Source organism: Pedococcus sp. 2YAF34, assembly GCF_052114585.1.
Classification (GTDB): Bacteria; Actinomycetota; Actinomycetes; order Actinomycetales; family Dermatophilaceae; genus Pedococcus.
Genome location: NZ_JBFRFA010000011.1, coordinates 37,394 through 53,953 on the forward strand (window position 1 = coordinate 37,394; position 16,560 = coordinate 53,953).

Consider the following 16,560-nt stretch of genomic DNA (forward strand, 5'->3'; position numbering starts at 1 on the left):
CCCGGCCCCCTTCAGCGGAGCAGGCCCCGCTCGCGGGCGACGGCGACCGCCTCACCGCGCCCGGCGACCCCGAGCTTGGCGAGGATGTTGGAGACGTGGACGCTGGCCGTCTTCGCGCTGATGAACAGCTGTGTCCCGATCTGCCGGTTGCTGCGCCCGAGCGCCACCAGGGCCAGGATCTCCTCCTCGCGTGCGGTCAGGGCCTCCCCCCGCCGTGAGGTCGGGCGTGCCGCGGGTCGCGCTCCACCGGTGGCCCGGATCTCGGCCCGCAGGGGTTCCGCGCCGAGCCGCTGGGCCACGGCGAGCGCGGTCGACAGCTCGGCGGAGCCGCGTGGGTCACCGGCCGACTTGAGGGCGACCCCGAGCCGGGCCCTGGACCGGGCTGCCTCGTAGGGGTGGCCGTAGGCGTCGAAGGCCGCGACCGCCTCCTCCCACCGCAGCACCAGCTCACCGGGGTCGACGCCCTCGCCACCGAGCCAGCGCAGGCGCAGGGCCTCCGCCCGCGACCGGGCCAGCCACGCCGTCGACTCGGGCCCGTCGTTGCCGGGGCGCTGCACGGCCTGGTCCCAGACCTGCTGCGTCGAGGCCTCGAGCTCGGCCCCGCGGACCAGCAGGGCAGCGCGCTGGGCCGACGGCACCCTCTGGACGTGGCTGCCCAGCTGGCCCAGCAGCAGCGTGTCGAGCCGCAGCTGCCCCTGGAAGAACGGGTGCCAGACCCGGGTGAGCACGTCGACGACCTCGTCGTGGACCTCAACCGCATGGTCGAGGTCACCCGCGTGACCGTGGAGGTCGACCGCGGCGCTGCCCGTGATGAGGGAGACCAGCCCCTCGCTGTCCCACCACGGCCGCGACGCGTCGTACCCGGCGACCGCGGCAACGTCGCCGCGGCCCGCGGCGACGTACATCCGGGCACCGGTCAGCAGCGACGCGGCCGGCTCCGGCGGCATCTCACCCGCCACGTCGAGGATCTCCAGGGCCTCGTCCCACCGGCCGCGCTCGTAGGCCGCGATGCCGGCCAGCAGGCGGCCGTCGAAGGCGTACGGGGCCCACTGACGGCCCCCGGCACGCGCCCGCTCGACGCCGCGGCGGTAGACGTCGACGGCCTCGTCGAGGCGGCCGGCGCGGTGGTGGAGCCAGCCGAGGTGGTGGTAGGCGCGGACCTCCGCGGGGTCGCCCGGCATGTGCGACGCGGCGATGACGGCCTCGAGCGCCGCTCGGGAGCCGTCGGGGTCGCCCGCGCGCTCGGTGATGCGGGCGGCGACGACCTTCACCTCGTCGGCGAGCGCCGGCTGCCGGGTGGCGAGGGCGGCGTCGACCGCCTCCTGCACGGCAGCCAGGGCCTCCTCGTCGCGACCGCGGTCGGCCAGGGCCTGCACCCGGGCGGCGAGCAGCTGGGCGCGCACGACCGGGTGGCCTTCCGCGACCAGGTCGAGCAGGCCGAGGCCCTCCTTGGTCGCCGCGAGGGTGTCGAGAGTGCTCTCGGTGATGCGGGCGGTCGTCGCGAGCGCCGCGAGGAGCTCGGCCCGACCAGCGGGGTCGGCGTCGACAGGACGCCGGGCCAGCCGCTCCTCGAGCAGGTCGAGGGCCTTGAGGGCGCGCCCGGCGGCCGTGGCGGCGGTCGCCGCCTGCAACGTCACCGCGTCGAGCTCGCCCGCGGGGTCGTCCTCGGTCACGAGCGCGAGCGCGCGGCTGAAGTGGCGGTAGGCCTCCTCGGGGCCCGCCATGCGCAGCGCCGACCCGCCGGCGCGGATGCTGGCGTCGCGGGCGACGTCGCGCAGGCCGGCCGCCTCCGCGTGACGGGCGAGGTCGGCCCACGTGCCCAGGGTACGGTCCTCCGCGAGCGCCGCGGCATACCGCTCGTGGGCCCGGACGCGCTCCCCCGGCAACAGGTCGTCGTAGACCGTCTCGCCCAGCAGCGCGTGCCGGAAGGCGTAGCCGCCGCCCTCGCCGGGCACCAGTACGTGGTGCTCCACAGCGTCGCGCAGGCCGGCGTCGAGCTCCGCCTCGCCCAGCCCGGCGACCGCAGCCAGGGCGCGGTGCGAGACGTGGCGACCGGCCGCCGAGGCCATGCGCACCACGTGCTGGCCGGCGGCTCCGAGCTGGTCGAAACGCACGAGGAGCAGGCGCGAGAGGTCGTCGGCGACCGCGGTCCGGCCCAGTGACGACGCAGCCACGAGCTCCTCGGCGAAGAACGCGTTGCCCTCGGCCCGCTGGACGACCGCACGGACGTCGCGCTCGGGCAGCGGCCGGGTCTGCAGGGCGTGGACCAGCTCGCGCACGGCCGCGTCGGGCAGCGGGTCGAGGTCGAGCCGCCCGACCTCGCCGAGGCGCGACCAGTGGGCGAGGGTGGCTCGCAGCGGGTGCCTGCGGTGCAGGTCGTCGCTGCGGTAGGAGGCCACGACGCTGACCGCTGAGGTGAAGCCGCGGGTGAAGAGGAGGGTGAGCAGGTCGCGGGAGGACTGGTCGGCCCAGTGCACGTCCTCGACCACGATCAGCACGGGGGTGCGGGAGCCGAGGTCCTCGAGGGCTGCGTGCACGGCCTCCACGAGGTCGCCCCGGTCGGCCGCACCCCGAGGAGCGTCGTCGCCCAGCTCGGGGCGCCCCGCACGCTCGTCGCGCTCGGGTGCGTCGGCGCGCTCGGCGCGGCGGCCGGGTACGAGGCGCGCCACGCCCGGGTGGGCAGCCACGAGCCGGTCGACCGCTTCCGGCTGGGCGCCCTCGAGCCGGCCGAGGAGCTCGCTGAAGGGCAGGTAGGGCAGGGACTGGCCCGTCTCGCCGAGGCAGTGGCCGACGAGGACCAGCCAGCCCGAGGCGCGGGCGGTGGCGACCACCTCGGACAGCAGCCGCGTCTTGCCGATGCCGGCGTCGCCGGACAGCACGACGCTGCCGTGACGGGACGACGACGCGGCCGGCCCCCCTACGCCGAGCAGCTCGACGAGCCGCGCGACCTCGTCGTCGCGGCCGACGAACAGGCCGTTGCCGGCAGCCTCGAGACCCACACCGGCGATTATGTCGGAGGGCACCGACGTCGTGGGGTGGGTCCGGGGGGCCGCGGTGGCCGCCACGTCAGGCGGTGCGAGCCACGCCGTGGCGGTGGTGCAGCCGCGGTGCTCGGCTGAGCAGCGCGAGGGCTGCGCCGTGGTGTCGGCGGGCACGCCGCGCGGTGGGCAGCCCGGAGGCCAGCCTCTCGCGGCGGTAGTCGACCTCTGCGGTGACGAACAGCGGGTCTGCGGTGATGCTCATGGTGCTCTCCTTCGACGGTCGTGCTCTGGTGGTGTGGTTCCACGCTGCGGTCCTGAGGTGCCTGCCCACATGGGGCAGGTGCCCTATTCGGCGGCGCGCTCCGGAGCGGGGGCCTCAGACAGGCCCTCGGACGGGCCCTCAGACAGGGCGGGGCGTGTGCCGCAGTCGCCGCGCGGAGAGGCGCACGACCAACCTGCGCCAGGGGTGGCTGCCTCTGGTGGCGTGCCGCGTGTGGGCGCTCGCGGTCGTCGCGAGGTTGGCGCCGCCGAGGCTCTCCTGCTTCCACTGCAGCTCGGCGAGGACCGTGAGGGGGTGGGCGGTGAGGTTCATGTCTTCTCCTCGGGTGGGACGTCCCCGGGTGGGGCGCTGCAGTCGAGGCTGCGCTCCTGAGGCCCCCTCGGGCATGGGGCAGGTGCCCAGTCCTCACCGGCGCCCCGTGGCACTGAGGTGGGCGCGTCGCGCCTAGACTCGGGGCGTGCCACCAGCAGTCGTCGTCCAGGGCCTCGCCAAGCGCTACCGCGGCGTCGTCGCCCTCGACGGAGCGACGTGGACCGCGTCCGCAGGCCGGGTCACCGCCGTGCTGGGACCCAACGGCGCCGGCAAGACGACGATGGTCGAGTGCTGCGAGGGCCTGCGCCGTCCTGACTCCGGCGAGGTGCGCGTCCTCGGCACCGACCCCTGGCACGCGGCTGCCGACCACCGCGCCCGCGTCGGCGTGATGCTTCAGGACGGCGGCCTGCCCAACTCCGCCCGCCCCCTGCCCCTGCTGCGCCACCTCCGTTCCCTGTATGCCGCGCCGGCCGACCTCGAGGGACCGGAGGGGCTCGTCGCCCGCCTGGGCATCGGCGCCTTCGGCGCGACGTCGGTGCGCCGACTGTCCGGCGGCCAGCGCCAGCGGGTCGCGCTCGCGGCCGCGCTCGTCGGACGGCCCGAGGTCGCCTTCCTCGACGAGCCGAGCGCCGGCCTCGACCCGCACGCCCGACTCGACGTCTGGGACCTCGTCCGCGAGGTCGCCGACGCGGGCGCAGCCGTGGTCCTCACGACCCACTCGTTCGAGGAGGCCGAGCGCCTGGCCGACCACATCGTCGTCGTGGCCGCGGGTCGCGTCGTGGCCGAGGGCACGCTCGACGAGGTCACGGCCGGCCAGCGGCTCGAGGACCGCTACTTCGCCCTCACCCGCAAGGCGGTCGCATGACCACCGCCACCGCCGCGGCCCCTGCCCGCGCCCGCGTGCTCTCGCAGGCCCGGTTCGAGGCCGTCACCCTCCTGCGCAACGGCGAGCAGCTGCTCGTGGCCCTCGTCCTGCCCATAGCCGTCCTCGTCGGGCTCGTGTCGACCACCGGCATCTCGGTGGGCAGCGGACGACGCGTCGACCTCGTGGTGCCCGGCGTGCTGGCCCTGTGCGTGATCTCGTCCGCCTTCACCGGCCAGGCGATCTCCGTGGGTTTCGACCGCCGCTACGGCGTGCTGCGGCTGCTCGGGGTCTCGCCCCTGGGCCGCACCGGGCTGCTCGCGGCGAAAGCCACCGCGGTCCTGTCGGTCATCGGCCTGCAGCTCGTGGTCCTCGGCGCGGTAGGCCTCGCACTCGGCTGGAACCCGGCGTGGTCCGGGGTGCCGGCTGCGCTGGTGTCGGTGCTGCTGGGGACGTGGGCGTTCGTGGCCCTGGCCCTGCTGCTCGGCGGAACGCTGCGGGCCGAGGGCGTGCTCGCCCTCGCCAACCTCGTGTGGCTGGTCCTGCTCGCCCTCGGCGGCGTCGTGATCGCCGGGAGCGAGCTGCCGGACCGGTTTGCCCCGGTCGTGGCGCTCCTCCCCTCGGCGGCCCTCGGCGACAGCCTGCGGGTCGCGCTGGTCCACGGGTCGGTGAGCCTCTCGGACTGGGCCGTCCTGGTCGTGTGGGGCGCGCTCGCCACCGCGCTGGCCCGGCGCCTGTTCCGCTGGAGCGACTGAGCCGACAGCTCCCGACGGAACCCCACCACCGTCGCCACCAGGGCGACGCCACCGACCAGCCAGGCACCCTCGCGGGCACCGAACCCCGCCCAGCCCTCGACGCCCCAGTCGGCCACCGGCGTCCGCTCAGCCTGCAGTGCGCCGGCGCACACGACCTGGACCAGCACGACCGCGCCGCCCAGGGCCGTCGGGCACACCAGCCACGCTCGTCGCAGGAGCCTGCCCCTGCGCTGGGCCGGCCTCAGCACCCAGGCCGCGGCCGCCCCGCCCAGGCACAGCACGCCGGTCAACAGGTCCGACACGACGGCGGCCGCGCTCGATTCGTGGACGACCCCGTGGAGGTGCGTCGCGGCCAGGAACAGCATCGCGACGACAGCCACCGGCCATGCTCGCTGCGTCATGCCACCAGTCAGGCAGCGACGAGGCCGGCCCACCATGGGGTGTCTCCCCCACGCACCTCGGGGTTCCCCCTGAGACGTACCCTCAGGGGGTGACCGCAGCACCCGTCTCGACGTCCCGCCCCACCCCCGTGGCGGCCACAGCGAGCGCCACCTGGCTCCCCCGCATCCTCCTCGCCAACCTCGTCGTCGAGGTGCTCATCGTCGTCACCGGCGGCCTCGTCCGGCTCACCGGCAGCGGTCTCGGGTGCCCGACCTGGCCGGAGTGCGTGCCGGGCTCCTTCACGCCGGTCCCCCACCAGGCCGAGGGCTACCACCGCTACATCGAGTACGGCAACCGCACCCTCACCAGCGTCGTCAGCATCGCCGCCCTGCTGGCGGTCGTCGCGGTCTGGCGCTGGGCCGGCCGGCGCCGCGACCTGCTCGTCCCCGCCTTTGTCGTCCTCGGTGGGGTCGCCGTCCAGGCCGTCCTCGGCGGGATCACGGTCCTCACCGGCCTGAGCCCGCTGACGGTGGCCGCCCACTTCCTGGTGTCGATGGTGCTCGTCGCGGCGGCTGCCTACCTCTACTTCCGCGCGCAGGAGCCCGCCGGCGCGCGGCCACTGGTGGTCCACCCGCTGGCCGAGCGGCTCGGCTGGGCCACGTCCGCGGTGGGCGCGGTGGTGCTGGCCCTCGGCACCGTCGTGACCGGTTCGGGGCCGCACTCCGGTGACGCCAAGGACCCGGCCCGGTTCGGCTTCGACCCCCGTACCGTGTCCTGGCTGCACGCCGACGCCGTGATGCTCTTCGTGGGCCTGGTCCTGGCCGTGTGGGTTGCTGCCCGCCTCACCGGTACGCGGCCGGAGCCCGCCCGCGCCTGGGCCGCCGTCGCTGCGGTGACCGTCGCCCAGGGTGTCGTGGGCTACACGCAGTACTTCACCGGCCTGCCCTGGCCGGTGGTGGTCCTGCACATGCTGCTCGCCACCCTGCTGGTGGTCGCCCTCACCCGCGCGGTCGTGCGCCAGCGTGCCGCCGCCCACGTCTCGGCGGCCTGAAGGCCTGCACCACCGACCCCCCACGGGTGCATACTCGGCCCATGGGGACGATGAGGGGGACCATCAACCGTCGGGTGGCGCTGCGGCTCGTGCTGGCGCTCGTGGCCGTCTGGGCGTTCTGGCAGGCCGCGCAGCCGACAGCCGAGTGCAGCCAGTGGGGTCAGGCCAGCCCCGTGGAGACCGCCATGCCGGCCACCGGCATCGTGCAGACGCCAGTGGGCTGCCAACGCTGAACCCCTATTGCACAAGGATTCTTGTGCAATAGGGGTTGTACAACTAGTCTTGCGGCATGCCACCAGAACGTGACGGCGTGCGCCGCATCACCGAGGCCAAGGCCCTGTCCGCCATGGCCAACCCGTTCCGCGCCCGGATGATGGACGCCCTGAAGGTCGACGGCCCGTCGACCGCCTCAGCACTCGCCCAGCGCACCGGCCAGGCGGTCGGCAGCGCCAGCCACCACCTCAAGGTCCTGGCCGAGGCAGGCCTCGTCGAGGAGGCACCCGAGCTGGCCAAGGACCGCCGCGAGCGCTGGTGGCGGCTGGTCGACCCCGGCACCCGGTGGTCCCGCGCCGACTTCGCCGACGACACCGCAGCCGTCACGGCCGCCTACGCCGCGGAGGCGCTGGCCCTGCAGCGGCAGTTCGAGCGGACCCGGGAGTGGAACGCCAACGCCGCCTCCGTCCCCGAGTGGGACGAGGCCGCCTTCGCCACCCAGAACTGGATGCGGCTCACCCCTGCCGAGCTCGGCGAGCTCTCGGTCGAGCTGGTCGACGTGCTCGTGCGCTGGTCGCGGCGCGAGGTGCCCGACGACGGGCAGGAGCGCGAACCCGTGTTCGTCTTCGCCCGAGGGTTCCCGGCCCAGCCGTGACGACCCGCCCCGCACCGGTTGCCGCAGCCCTCCCCCTGCGCCACAACCGGGACTTCAGCCTGCTCTGGTTCGGCGAGAGTGTCAGCGTCCTCGGCAACGCCACCACCTCGGTCCTGCTGCCGCTGCTCGCCGTCGTCGCGTTCGACGCCGGCCCGGGCTGGATGGGGCTGCTCACTGCCGCGGCGTGGGTGCCGTGGCTGGTCATCGGCCTGCCGGCGGGCGCCTGGGTGGACCGGCTGCCCGCCCGCCGGGTCATGGTCGCCAGCGACCTCGCCRCCGCGGCGGTCCTCGCCGGCGTGCCCGTGGCGTGGACCCTCGACCGGCTCACCCTCACCCACGTGGTCCTCGCCGCGCTCGGCAACGGTGTGTGCACCGTCTTCTTCCGCGCCGCGTACCCCGCGCTCGTCAGGCACGTCGCACCGCCCGCGCAGCAGGAGCAGGCGTTCGCGCGGCTGTTCGGCACCGAGTCGGCGATGCAGGTCGCCGGACCCGGGGTGGGTGGGCTGTTGGCGCAGCTCGGCTCGGCGGCCCTGGGCCTGGCCGTCGACGCCGCGAGCTTCCTGGTCTCGGCCGTCTGCCTCGCCAGGCTGCGGCTGGCCCCGACCCCGCACACCGACGCCACGGCGGTCGCGCCGCTGCGCACCCGCATCCGGGAGGGCGTCGACTACATCCGCGGCGACCGGCTGCTGCGCTTCTTCACCGTGTTGGGCGGGGTGTCCAACTTCGGGCTCACCGGGTACGGCGCGCTGCTGGTCCTCTTCCTGGTGCGCGAGCTGCACCTCGCCCCTGCGGCGGTGGGTGCCGTCATGGCGACCGGGAGCCTCGGCGGGTTCCTCGGTGCGGCGGTCGCCACCCGCGTCTCCGCACGCCTCGGCAGCGCCCGCGCACTGGTGTGGCTGCAGGTCCTCGCCGGGCCCACCGCCCTGCTGCTCCCCCTGGCCACCCGGGGAGCCGGGCTGGTGCTGTTCGTCCTCGGCCAGCTGCTCGTCGGCACGGCGGTGGTCGCGGGCAACGTCATCCGCGGGGCCTGGCGCAACCGCTACGTGCCCGAGTCGATGGTCGCCCGGCAGGTCACCACCGCGCAGGTGGTCAACCTCGGCACCATGCCGCTGGCGGGGCTCGCCGCCGGCTGGCTGGGCAGCGGGCTGGGACTGCGGCCCACCATCGCGATCATGGCGGCCATCCACGCGGTCGCCTGCCTGGCGATGTTCTGGAGCCCGCTGCGCGGTCTGCGCGACCTGCCCAACGACGCGGGTCAGCCGACCGGCAGGTGGAACAGCGGGTCGAGCGCGACGCCGAGGAACAGGATCCCGACGTAGGTGATGGAGAAGTGGAACAGCCGCATCGGTCGCAGCACCTTCGGACCCTCGCCGGCCTTGGCTGCGCGCAGCAGGCGGTGTGCCTCGGCGAGGAACATCGCACCGGTGACGACCGCGGTGACGAGGTAGAGCCAGCCCATCGGGTGGACCCACACGAGCACCAGCGACGCGGCGACCATGGCCCACGAGTAGGCGACGATCTGCCTGGCCACCACGACGAACCGCTCCACGACCGGGAGCATCGGCACGTGCGCGGCGGCGTAGTCGTCCTTGAACTTCATCGACAGCGGCCAGTAGTGCGGCGGCGTCCAGAAGAAGATGACGAGGAAGAGCATCACGGCCGACCACGACAGCGAGTTCGCGACCGCGGACCAGCCGATCAACACCGGCATGCAACCGGCGGCGCCGCCCCAGACGATGTTCTGGGCGGTGCGGCGCTTGAGGACCATGGTGTAGCCCACGGCGTACATGAGGATCGCGCCCAACGACAGCGCGGCTGACAGCCAGTTGACGAACAGCGCGAACCAGACCGTCGAGGCCACGGTCAGGACGGCGCCGAACACCAGTCCCTCGCGCGGCGTGATCTCGCCGGTCACCATGGGACGGTTGCTCGTGCGGTGCATCTCCGCATCGATGTCGCGGTCGTAGACGCAGTTGAACGTGTTGGCCGCACCGGCACTGAGCGCTCCGCCGACCAGCGTCGCCACGATGAGCAGCAGCGAGGGCGCGCCGCCCTGGGCCAGGAACATCACCGGCACCGTCGTCACGAGCAGCAGCTCGATGATGCGCGGCTTGGTGAGGGCGAGGTAGGCCGCGGCCTTGCGCCGCCGGGGCGGAGCGGGGGACGCGGAGATCCGGGCAGTCGGATCGAGTGCGGTCACGGCGTCCTTCGCGGGTGCTGCTGGGGGGCTGGCGGGCGCGCCCAGTCTATCCCCGGCCGGAGGGTGCCGACCGACGGGACTCGATGCGACGCGGCTCACGCTCAGGACTAGTCTCGGACCCGTTGTCGTGCGACGCCTGCAGCTCAGTGTGAGGAGAACCATCCGTGCCCACCGCATCCCGTTCCGCCAAGGCCACTCCCCCAAGGAAGCGCAGCAGCTCGCTTCGCCGGCCCGTGGCCCGCAAGGCCGGCTGGACCGACCTCGACGTACGCGCGGTCGACACCGCTCGCCTGCTCGCCGCCGACGCCGTGCAGAAGGTCGGCAACGGCCACCCCGGCACCGCGATGAGCCTCGCGCCTGCGGCGTACCTGCTCTACCAGCAGGTGATGACGCACGACCCCAGTGACGCCGCCTGGCTCGGCCGCGACCGGTTCGTCCTGTCGGCCGGCCACTCGAGCCTGACCCAGTACATCCAGCTCTTCCTGTCCGGCTACGGCATGGAGCTGAAGGACCTGAAGGCGTTGCGCACGTGGGGATCCATCACCCCAGCGCACCCCGAGGTCCACCACACCACCGGCATCGAGATCACCACCGGGCCACTGGGTTCGGGCCTGGCCTCGTCGGTCGGCATGGCCATGGCGCAGCGCCGCCAGCGTGGCCTGCTCGACCCGGAGGCCAAGCCGGGCGAGAGCCCCTTCGACCACCACATCTGGGTCATCGCCTCCGACGGCGACCTCATGGAAGGCGTGTCGGCAGAGGCCAGCTCGCTCGCCGGCCACCAGCAGCTCGGCAACCTCACCGTCATCTACGACGCCAACCAGATCTCCATCGAGGACCAGACCGACATCTCGTTCTCCGAGGACGTCGCGGCGCGATACCGGGCCTACGGCTGGGATGTCGTGGACGTCGACTGGCGCGGCGACGGTGACGGCGCCTCCTACGTCGAGAACATCGACGCGCTGTACGCGGCGCTCGAGAAGTCCAAGAAGGGCAACCGCCCCACGCTGGTGCAGCTGCACACGATCATCGCCTGGCCGGCCCCGACCAAGCAGGACACCGGCAAGTCGCACGGCTCCGCCCTCGGCGACGCGGAGATCGCGGCGACCAAGGAGCTGCTCGGCTTCAACCCCGCGAAGACGTTCGAGGTCGACCGTCCGGTCCTCGCGCACGCCCGCCAGGTGACCAAGCGCGGCAAGGCGGCGCACAAGGCCTGGGACAAGCGGTATGCCGCGTGGCGCAAGGCCAACGCGGACCGCGCCGCCATGCTCGACCGCCTCGTCGCGGGCGAGCTGCCCGACGGCATCGACGCCGCCCTCCCCACGTTCCCGGCCGACGCGGAGAAGGGCATGGCCACCCGCGCCGCGTCCGGCAAGGTGCTCACCGCACTCGCCGACGTGATGCCGGAGCTGTGGGGCGGCTCGGCCGACCTCGCCGAGTCCAACAACACGACGATGGAGGGCGAGCCGTCCTTCATCCCGCGCAACCGCCAGACCCGCGAGTGGAAGGGCGGCCCCTACGGCCGCACGCTCCACTTCGGCATCCGCGAGAACGGCATGGGCATGATCCTCAACGGGATCGCGCTCGAGGGGCTCACCCGCCCGTACGGCGGCACCTTCCTCGTCTTCTCCGACTACATGCGCCCCGCGGTGCGGCTCGCGGCCATCCAGCAGCTGCCCGTCACCTACGTGTGGACGCACGACGGCATCGGCCTCGGCGAGGACGGGCCCACCCACCAGCCGGTGGAGCACCTCGCCTCGCTGCGCGCCATACCCGGCCTCGACGTCGTCCGTCCCGCGGACGCCAACGAGACCGCGGCCGTGTGGGGCCAGGTCCTGCGCAACGCTCGTCCCGCCGCGCTGGCCCTGACCCGACAGAACGTCCCCGTGCTCGACCGCACCGTCTACGCGAAGGCTTCGAACGCGGCCAAGGGCGCCTACGTCCTCATCGACGGCGGCAAGGACGGCCGGTCCGCGCCGGACGTCATCCTCATCGCCACCGGCTCCGAGGTCGCGATCGCCCTCGAGGCGCGGGAATCTCTGGAGCGCCAGGGCGTTGCCACTCGTGTGGTGTCCATGCCGTGTCGCGAGTGGTTCGAGCAGTCCGGCAAGGCCTACCAGAACCGCGTCCTGCCGCCCGAGGTCCGGGCCCGGGTCAGCGTCGAGGCCGCCGTGTCGATGGGTTGGCACGACCTGGTCGGTGACGCCGGCCGCAGCGTGAGCCTCGAGCACTTCGGCGCCTCGGCCGACTACAAGACCCTCTACCGGGAGTTCGGCATCACCCCGGAGGCCGTCGTCAAGGCCGCCAAGGACTCCCTCAAGGACGCCAGGGCCACCGCGCGACACAGCGCGGCGCCCACCGTCAACCAGACCCGGCCCCGCGCCGCGGTCTCGCCGACCAAGGCGACCGACACCACGACCAAGCGCAGCGCCGCCACGAAGAGCGCTGCATCCAAAGGGAAGTGACTCACGTGACTGACAACGCACTCAAGGCCCTCGCCGACCAGGGAGTCTCCGTCTGGCTCGACGACCTCTCGCGCGAGCGGGTCGAGACCGGCAACCTGCAGGAGCTCATCGAGAAGGGGGTCGTCGGGGTCACCACGAACCCGTCGATCTTCCAGGCCGCCCTCGCCAAGGGCGACCGGTACGACGCCGACCTGCGCCGGTTCGCCGCCGAGGGCAAGACCGTCGACGAGGTCGTCTTCAACCTCACCACCGAGGACGTCCGCAACGCGTGTGACGCCTTCATGCCGATCTACGAGTCGACCCACGGCGTCGACGGCCGGGTCTCGATCGAGGTCGACCCCCGCCTGGCCAAGGACACCGGCCGGACCGTCGAGGAGGCCAAGAAGCTCCACGACGCCGTCGACCGCCCGAACGTCCTCATCAAGATCCCCGCCACGGTCGAGGGCCTCCCGGCCATCTCCCAGGTGCTGGCCGAGGGCATCAGCGTCAACGTCACGCTGATCTTCTCCCTCGACCGCTACCGCGGTGTCATGAACGCCTTCCTCACCGGCCTGGAGCAGGCCCGCGAGAAGGGCAAGGACCTGTCGACGATCCACTCGGTCGCCTCGTTCTTCGTCTCCCGCGTGGACACCGAGGTCGACAAGCGGCTCGACAAGCTCGGGACCGACGAGGCCACGGCCCTCAAGGGTCGCGCGGCCGTCGCGAACGCCCGCCTGGCCTACCAGGCCTACGAGGAGGTCTTCTCGACGCCGCGGTGGAAGAACCTCGAGGACGACGGTGCCCACGTGCAGCGTCCCCTGTGGGCATCCACCGGTGTCAAGGACCCGGCCTACTCCGACACCCTCTACGTCTCCGAGCTGGTCGCCCCGCACACGGTCAACACCATGCCGGAGAAGACCCTCGACGCGGTCGTCGACCACGCCGACATCACCCGTGACACCGTGACGGGCGCCTACGCTGACGCCGCCGAGGTGCTCGACGCCCTGGAGGGGCTCGGCATCTCCTACGCCGAGGTCACCTCGCAGCTCGAGCGCGAGGGCGTCGACAAGTTCGAGGTCGCCTGGGGCGAGCTGATCGACGAGGCCCAGAAGGACATGGACCTCGCGCGCGCCGACGTGGAGCAGGGCGACAAGTGAGCGCACTCGGTGTGGTCGCCTCCGGCCCCGCCGCGGACGCCATCGCCTCCGCCGTCCCGGCGCTGGTCGAGGCGCGGTTCGCGAGCAAGCTGTTCGCGCAGGACGCGACGCTGTGGGGCGAGGAGGCCGAGTCCGAGTCGGCGATCCGCCTGTCGTGGGTCAACCTCGCCCGCACGTCACGGCCGCTGCTCGGTGAGATCGCCGCGCTGCGCGACCAGCTGCGCGGCGAGGGCGTCGACCGGGTCGTGCTCTGCGGCATGGGTGGCTCCTCGCTCGCGCCCGAGGTCATCTGCGCGACGGCCGGGGTCGACCTGGTCGTCCTCGACTCCTCGCAGCCCGACATGGTGCGCTCCGCGATCGTCGACCTCGAGCGCACGGTCGTGGTCGTGTCAAGCAAGTCCGGCTCCACGGTCGAGACCGACTCGCAGCGCCGCGCCTTCCGGGCGGCGTTCGAGGACAAGGGGATCGACCCCACGACCCGCATCGTCGTGGTCACCGACCCCGGCAGCCCCCTCGACGAGGAGTCGCGGGCCGGTGGCTACCGCGTCATCAACGCCGACCCCAACGTCGGCGGGCGCTACTCGGCCCTGACCGCCTTCGGGCTCGTCCCCTCCGGCCTGGCGGGCGCCGACATCGAGGCGCTGCTCGACGACGCGGAGGCCGTGGCCGACGTGCTCAGCGCCGACGACGACGGCAACCCCGGGCTGCGCCTGGGTGCCGCCATGGCCGGCACGAGCCCCCTGCGCGACAAGCTCGTCCTCGTCGACGACGGCTCCGGCATCGTCGGGTTCCCCGACTGGGCCGAGCAGCTCATCGCCGAGAGCACCGGCAAGCAGGGCACGGGCATCCTGCCCGTGGTGGTCGGCTCGACCAGCGACCCCGAGGCAGCTTCGCCCGACGCCGACGTGAGCGTCGTCCGCCTCACCGGCGATGACGACGACACCGAGTCCTCCGACGAGGTCGTCCACGCCGACCGGTCCGAGGTCGCGGTCAGCGGCCCGCTCGGTGCCCAGCTGCTGCTGTGGGAGGTCGCGACCGCGGCCGCCGGCAGGCTGCTCGGGATCAACCCGTTCGACCAGCCCGACGTGGAGAGCGCCAAGAAGGCTGCACGCACCCTGCTCGACCAGGGCATGGGCTCCTCCGACGCCCCGGCGGCGACCGACGGTGCGGTGGAGATCCGCGCCCTCGGCGGCAACTGGCTGGGTGGTGCCACGACGGTCCCCCAGGCGCTCGAGGCGCTGTTCGGACAGCTCGACACCGACCGTGGCTACGTCGCGGTCATGGCCTACCTCGACCGGCTCGCCGACGCCGACCTGGCGTCCGTGCGGTCCGGGCTCGCGCGGCGTACCCACCGCCCCGTCACCTTCGGCTGGGGGCCGCGGTTCCTGCACTCCACCGGCCAGTTCCACAAGGGTGGCCCGGCCACCGGGGTCTACCTCCAGGTCACGACCGCGCCCCACGAGGACCTCGCCGTCCCGGGGCGGGAGTTCAGCTTCGGCGACTTCGTCGCGGCCCAGGCCGCCGGCGACGCGCAGGTCCTGGCCGAGCACCACCGCCCGGTCCTGCAGCTCCACCTCACCGACCACGACGCCGGACTGGCCCAGGTGCGCGAGGCCCTCGCGGCCCCGGCCGCCGAGGGCACGGACGCGAAAGGCAGTGCATGAGCCCCACCCGCGTGACGCAGGACAACAACCCCCTGCGCGACCCGCGTGACAAGCGCCTCCCCCGCATCGCCGGTCCCTGCGGCATGGTCCTGTTCGGTGTCACCGGCGACCTCGCCCGCAAGAAGCTCATGCCAGCGATCTACGACCTGGCCAACCGAGGGCTGCTGCCGCCGGGCTTCTCGCTCGTCGGCTTCGCCCGGCGCGACTGGGCCGACCAGGACTTCGGCAAGATCGTGTACGACGCGGTCAAGGCCCACGCGCGCACGCCGTTCCGGGAGAGCGTGTGGCGCAACCTGGCCGAGGGCTTCCGTTTCGTGCCGGGCACGTTCGACGACCCCAACTCCTTCGACCTGCTGGCCGAGACGGTCAAGCTGCTCGAGGACGAGCGCGGCACCGGTGGCAACCAGGCGTTCTACCTGTCCATCCCGCCGGGCTCGTTCTCCACGGTCTGCGAGCAGCTCGAGCGCTCGGGCCTGAGCCGTCCCGAGGGCGACTCGTGGCGTCGCGTCGTCATCGAGAAGCCGTTCGGGCACGACCTCAAGAGCGCCCGTGAGCTCAACGACATCGTCGAGGGCGTCTTCCCCGCCGACTCGGTGTTCCGCATCGACCACTACCTCGGCAAGGAGACGGTCCAGAACCTGCTGGCCCTGCGCTTCGCCAACCAGCTGTTCGAGCCGGTCTGGAACGCCAACTACGTCGACCACGTGCAGATCACCATGGCCGAGGACATCGGCATCGGTGGCCGCGCGGGCTACTACGACGGCATCGGCGCCGCGCGCGACGTCATCCAGAACCACCTGCTGCAGCTCCTCGCGCTGACCGCCATGGAGGAACCCGTCTCCTTCGCCGCGGAGCACCTGCGGGCCGAGAAGGAGAAGGTCCTGTCGGCAGTGCGCCTGCCCAAGGACCTGTCCAAGGCCACCGCCCGCGGCCAGTACGCCCCGGGCTGGCAGGGCGGCGAGGAGGTCATCGGCTACCTCGACGAGGACGGCGTCGCCAAGGACTCGCGCACCGAGACGTATGCCGCGGTCAAGCTCGAGATCGACTCGCGCCGCTGGGCCGGGGTGCCGTTCTACCTGCGCACCGGCAAGCGCCTCGGCAAGCGCGTCACCGAGATCGCCGTGGTGTTCAAGAAGGCCCCGCACCTGCCGTTCAACGACACGGCCACCGAGGAGCTGGGGCAGAACGCCATCGTCATCCGCGTGCAGCCGGACGAGGGCATCACCATGCGCTTCGGCGCCAAGGTGCCCGGCGCGCAGATGGAGGTGCGCGACGTGACGATGGACTTCGGTTACGGGCGCGCGTTCACGGAGTCCAGCCCCGAGGCCTACGAGCGCCTCATCCTCGACGTCCTGCTCGGCGACCCGCCGCTGTTCCCCCGTCACGAGGAGGTCGAGCTCTCCTGGCAGATCCTCGACCCGGTCGAGGCGTTCTGGGCGAAGCAGAAGACCGCACCCGAGCCCTACCTCTCCGGAGGCTGGGGCCCCGAGTCAGCCGACGAGATGATGCGCCGCGACGGCCGCGTCTGGAGGATGCCTTGACCACCCCATCCAGTTCGCCCACGCAGAGCGTGGGACCCGCGCTCGTGCCTCACTCCGATACTGAACG

Annotated in this window: 14 protein-coding genes; 10 read left to right on the forward strand and 4 right to left on the reverse strand. The window is 73.1% G+C overall.

The window, feature by feature from the left end:
• Positions 1–11 precede the first annotated feature (11 nt).
• The 3 genes from AB4Z02_RS08190 to AB4Z02_RS08200 all read right to left on the reverse strand — a co-directional run bounded on the left by AB4Z02_RS08190 (position 12) and on the right by AB4Z02_RS08200 (position 3,573).
• Entirely contained in the window at positions 12–2,999 is a 2,988-nt protein-coding gene (locus tag AB4Z02_RS08190; RefSeq protein ID WP_441970323.1) for a helix-turn-helix transcriptional regulator, read from the reverse strand.
• A gap of 67 nt (positions 3,000–3,066) precedes the next feature.
• Positions 3,067–3,243 carry a hypothetical protein gene (locus AB4Z02_RS08195; RefSeq protein WP_162253942.1) on the reverse strand — a complete coding sequence of 59 codons (177 nt, stop codon included), beginning with the start codon at positions 3,241–3,243 and terminating at the stop codon, positions 3,067–3,069.
• A gap of 138 nt (positions 3,244–3,381) precedes the next feature.
• The gene (locus AB4Z02_RS08200) at positions 3,382–3,573 is read right to left on the reverse strand and encodes a hypothetical protein (RefSeq protein WP_441970324.1); all 192 of its coding nucleotides are present in this window, start codon (positions 3,571–3,573) and stop codon (positions 3,382–3,384) included.
• 145 nt (positions 3,574–3,718) lie between these two features.
• Between AB4Z02_RS08200 and AB4Z02_RS08205 the strand changes: the two genes are divergently transcribed.
• From AB4Z02_RS08205 to AB4Z02_RS08230, 6 genes are all read left to right on the forward strand, one after another.
• A complete protein-coding gene (locus AB4Z02_RS08205) occupies positions 3,719–4,438 on the forward strand; it encodes an ABC transporter ATP-binding protein (RefSeq protein WP_056885222.1) in 720 nt (239 codons plus the stop codon).
• Entirely contained in the window at positions 4,435–5,190 is a 756-nt protein-coding gene (locus tag AB4Z02_RS08210; RefSeq protein ID WP_056885223.1) for an ABC transporter permease, read from the forward strand. Before AB4Z02_RS08205 ends, AB4Z02_RS08210 begins: the two co-directional genes overlap by 4 nt.
• Before the next feature lie 490 nt (positions 5,191–5,680).
• Positions 5,681–6,622 carry a COX15/CtaA family protein gene (locus AB4Z02_RS08215; RefSeq protein WP_235531573.1) on the forward strand — a complete coding sequence of 314 codons (942 nt, stop codon included), beginning with the start codon at positions 5,681–5,683 and terminating at the stop codon, positions 6,620–6,622.
• 41 nt (positions 6,623–6,663) lie between these two features.
• Positions 6,664–6,855 carry a hypothetical protein gene (locus tag AB4Z02_RS08220; protein ID WP_056885225.1) on the forward strand — a complete coding sequence of 64 codons (192 nt, stop codon included), beginning with the start codon at positions 6,664–6,666 and terminating at the stop codon, positions 6,853–6,855.
• A gap of 56 nt (positions 6,856–6,911) precedes the next feature.
• A complete protein-coding gene (locus tag AB4Z02_RS08225) occupies positions 6,912–7,490 on the forward strand; it encodes an ArsR/SmtB family transcription factor (RefSeq protein WP_056885226.1) in 579 nt (192 codons plus the stop codon).
• Complete coding sequence (locus AB4Z02_RS08230; protein WP_441970325.1) at positions 7,487–8,809, forward strand: MFS transporter; 1,323 nt, start codon at positions 7,487–7,489, stop codon at positions 8,807–8,809. Before AB4Z02_RS08225 ends, AB4Z02_RS08230 begins: the two co-directional genes overlap by 4 nt.
• Here AB4Z02_RS08230 and AB4Z02_RS08235 read toward each other — a convergent pair.
• Positions 8,746–9,690, reverse strand: coding sequence for a heme o synthase (locus AB4Z02_RS08235; protein ID WP_441970326.1), 945 nt, complete (start codon positions 9,688–9,690; stop codon positions 8,746–8,748). The two genes, AB4Z02_RS08230 and AB4Z02_RS08235, sit on opposite strands and share 64 nt — an antisense overlap.
• Before the next feature lie 164 nt (positions 9,691–9,854).
• Here AB4Z02_RS08235 and tkt point away from each other — a divergent pair, with 164 nt between their 5' ends.
• The 4 genes from tkt to zwf are packed head-to-tail and all read left to right on the forward strand — an operon-like array spanning position 9,855 to position 16,493.
• Complete coding sequence (tkt, locus tag AB4Z02_RS08240) at positions 9,855–12,152, forward strand: transketolase (RefSeq protein ID WP_441970327.1); 2,298 nt, start codon at positions 9,855–9,857, stop codon at positions 12,150–12,152.
• Positions 12,153–12,157: 5 nt separating this feature from the next.
• On the forward strand, positions 12,158–13,288 hold the full coding sequence (tal, locus tag AB4Z02_RS08245) for a transaldolase (protein ID WP_441970328.1): 1,131 nt from the start codon (positions 12,158–12,160) through the stop codon (positions 13,286–13,288).
• On the forward strand, positions 13,285–14,952 hold the full coding sequence (locus AB4Z02_RS08250) for a glucose-6-phosphate isomerase (protein ID WP_441970329.1): 1,668 nt from the start codon (positions 13,285–13,287) through the stop codon (positions 14,950–14,952). The genes tal and AB4Z02_RS08250 overlap by 4 nt, the downstream gene beginning before the upstream one ends.
• On the forward strand, positions 14,949–16,493 hold the full coding sequence (zwf, locus tag AB4Z02_RS08255; protein WP_056885231.1) for a glucose-6-phosphate dehydrogenase: 1,545 nt from the start codon (positions 14,949–14,951) through the stop codon (positions 16,491–16,493). The genes AB4Z02_RS08250 and zwf overlap by 4 nt, the downstream gene beginning before the upstream one ends.
• Positions 16,494–16,560 lie beyond the last annotated feature (67 nt).

Excerpts from the sequence above, each read along its gene's own strand:
- AB4Z02_RS08195 (WP_162253942.1), bottom strand. The coding sequence starts at position 3,243 with ATGAGCATCACCGCAGACCCGCTGTTCGTCACCGCAGAGGTCGACTAC.
- AB4Z02_RS08200 (WP_441970324.1), bottom strand. The coding sequence starts at position 3,573 with ATGAACCTCACCGCCCACCCCCTCACGGTCCTCGCCGAGCTGCAGTGG.
- AB4Z02_RS08210 (WP_056885223.1), top strand. The coding sequence starts at position 4,435 with ATGACCACCGCCACCGCCGCGGCCCCTGCCCGCGCCCGCGTGCTCTCG.
- AB4Z02_RS08220 (WP_056885225.1), top strand. The coding sequence starts at position 6,664 with ATGGGGACGATGAGGGGGACCATCAACCGTCGGGTGGCGCTGCGGCTC.
- AB4Z02_RS08225 (WP_056885226.1), top strand. The coding sequence starts at position 6,912 with ATGCCACCAGAACGTGACGGCGTGCGCCGCATCACCGAGGCCAAGGCC.
- zwf (WP_056885231.1), top strand. The coding sequence starts at position 14,949 with ATGAGCCCCACCCGCGTGACGCAGGACAACAACCCCCTGCGCGACCCG.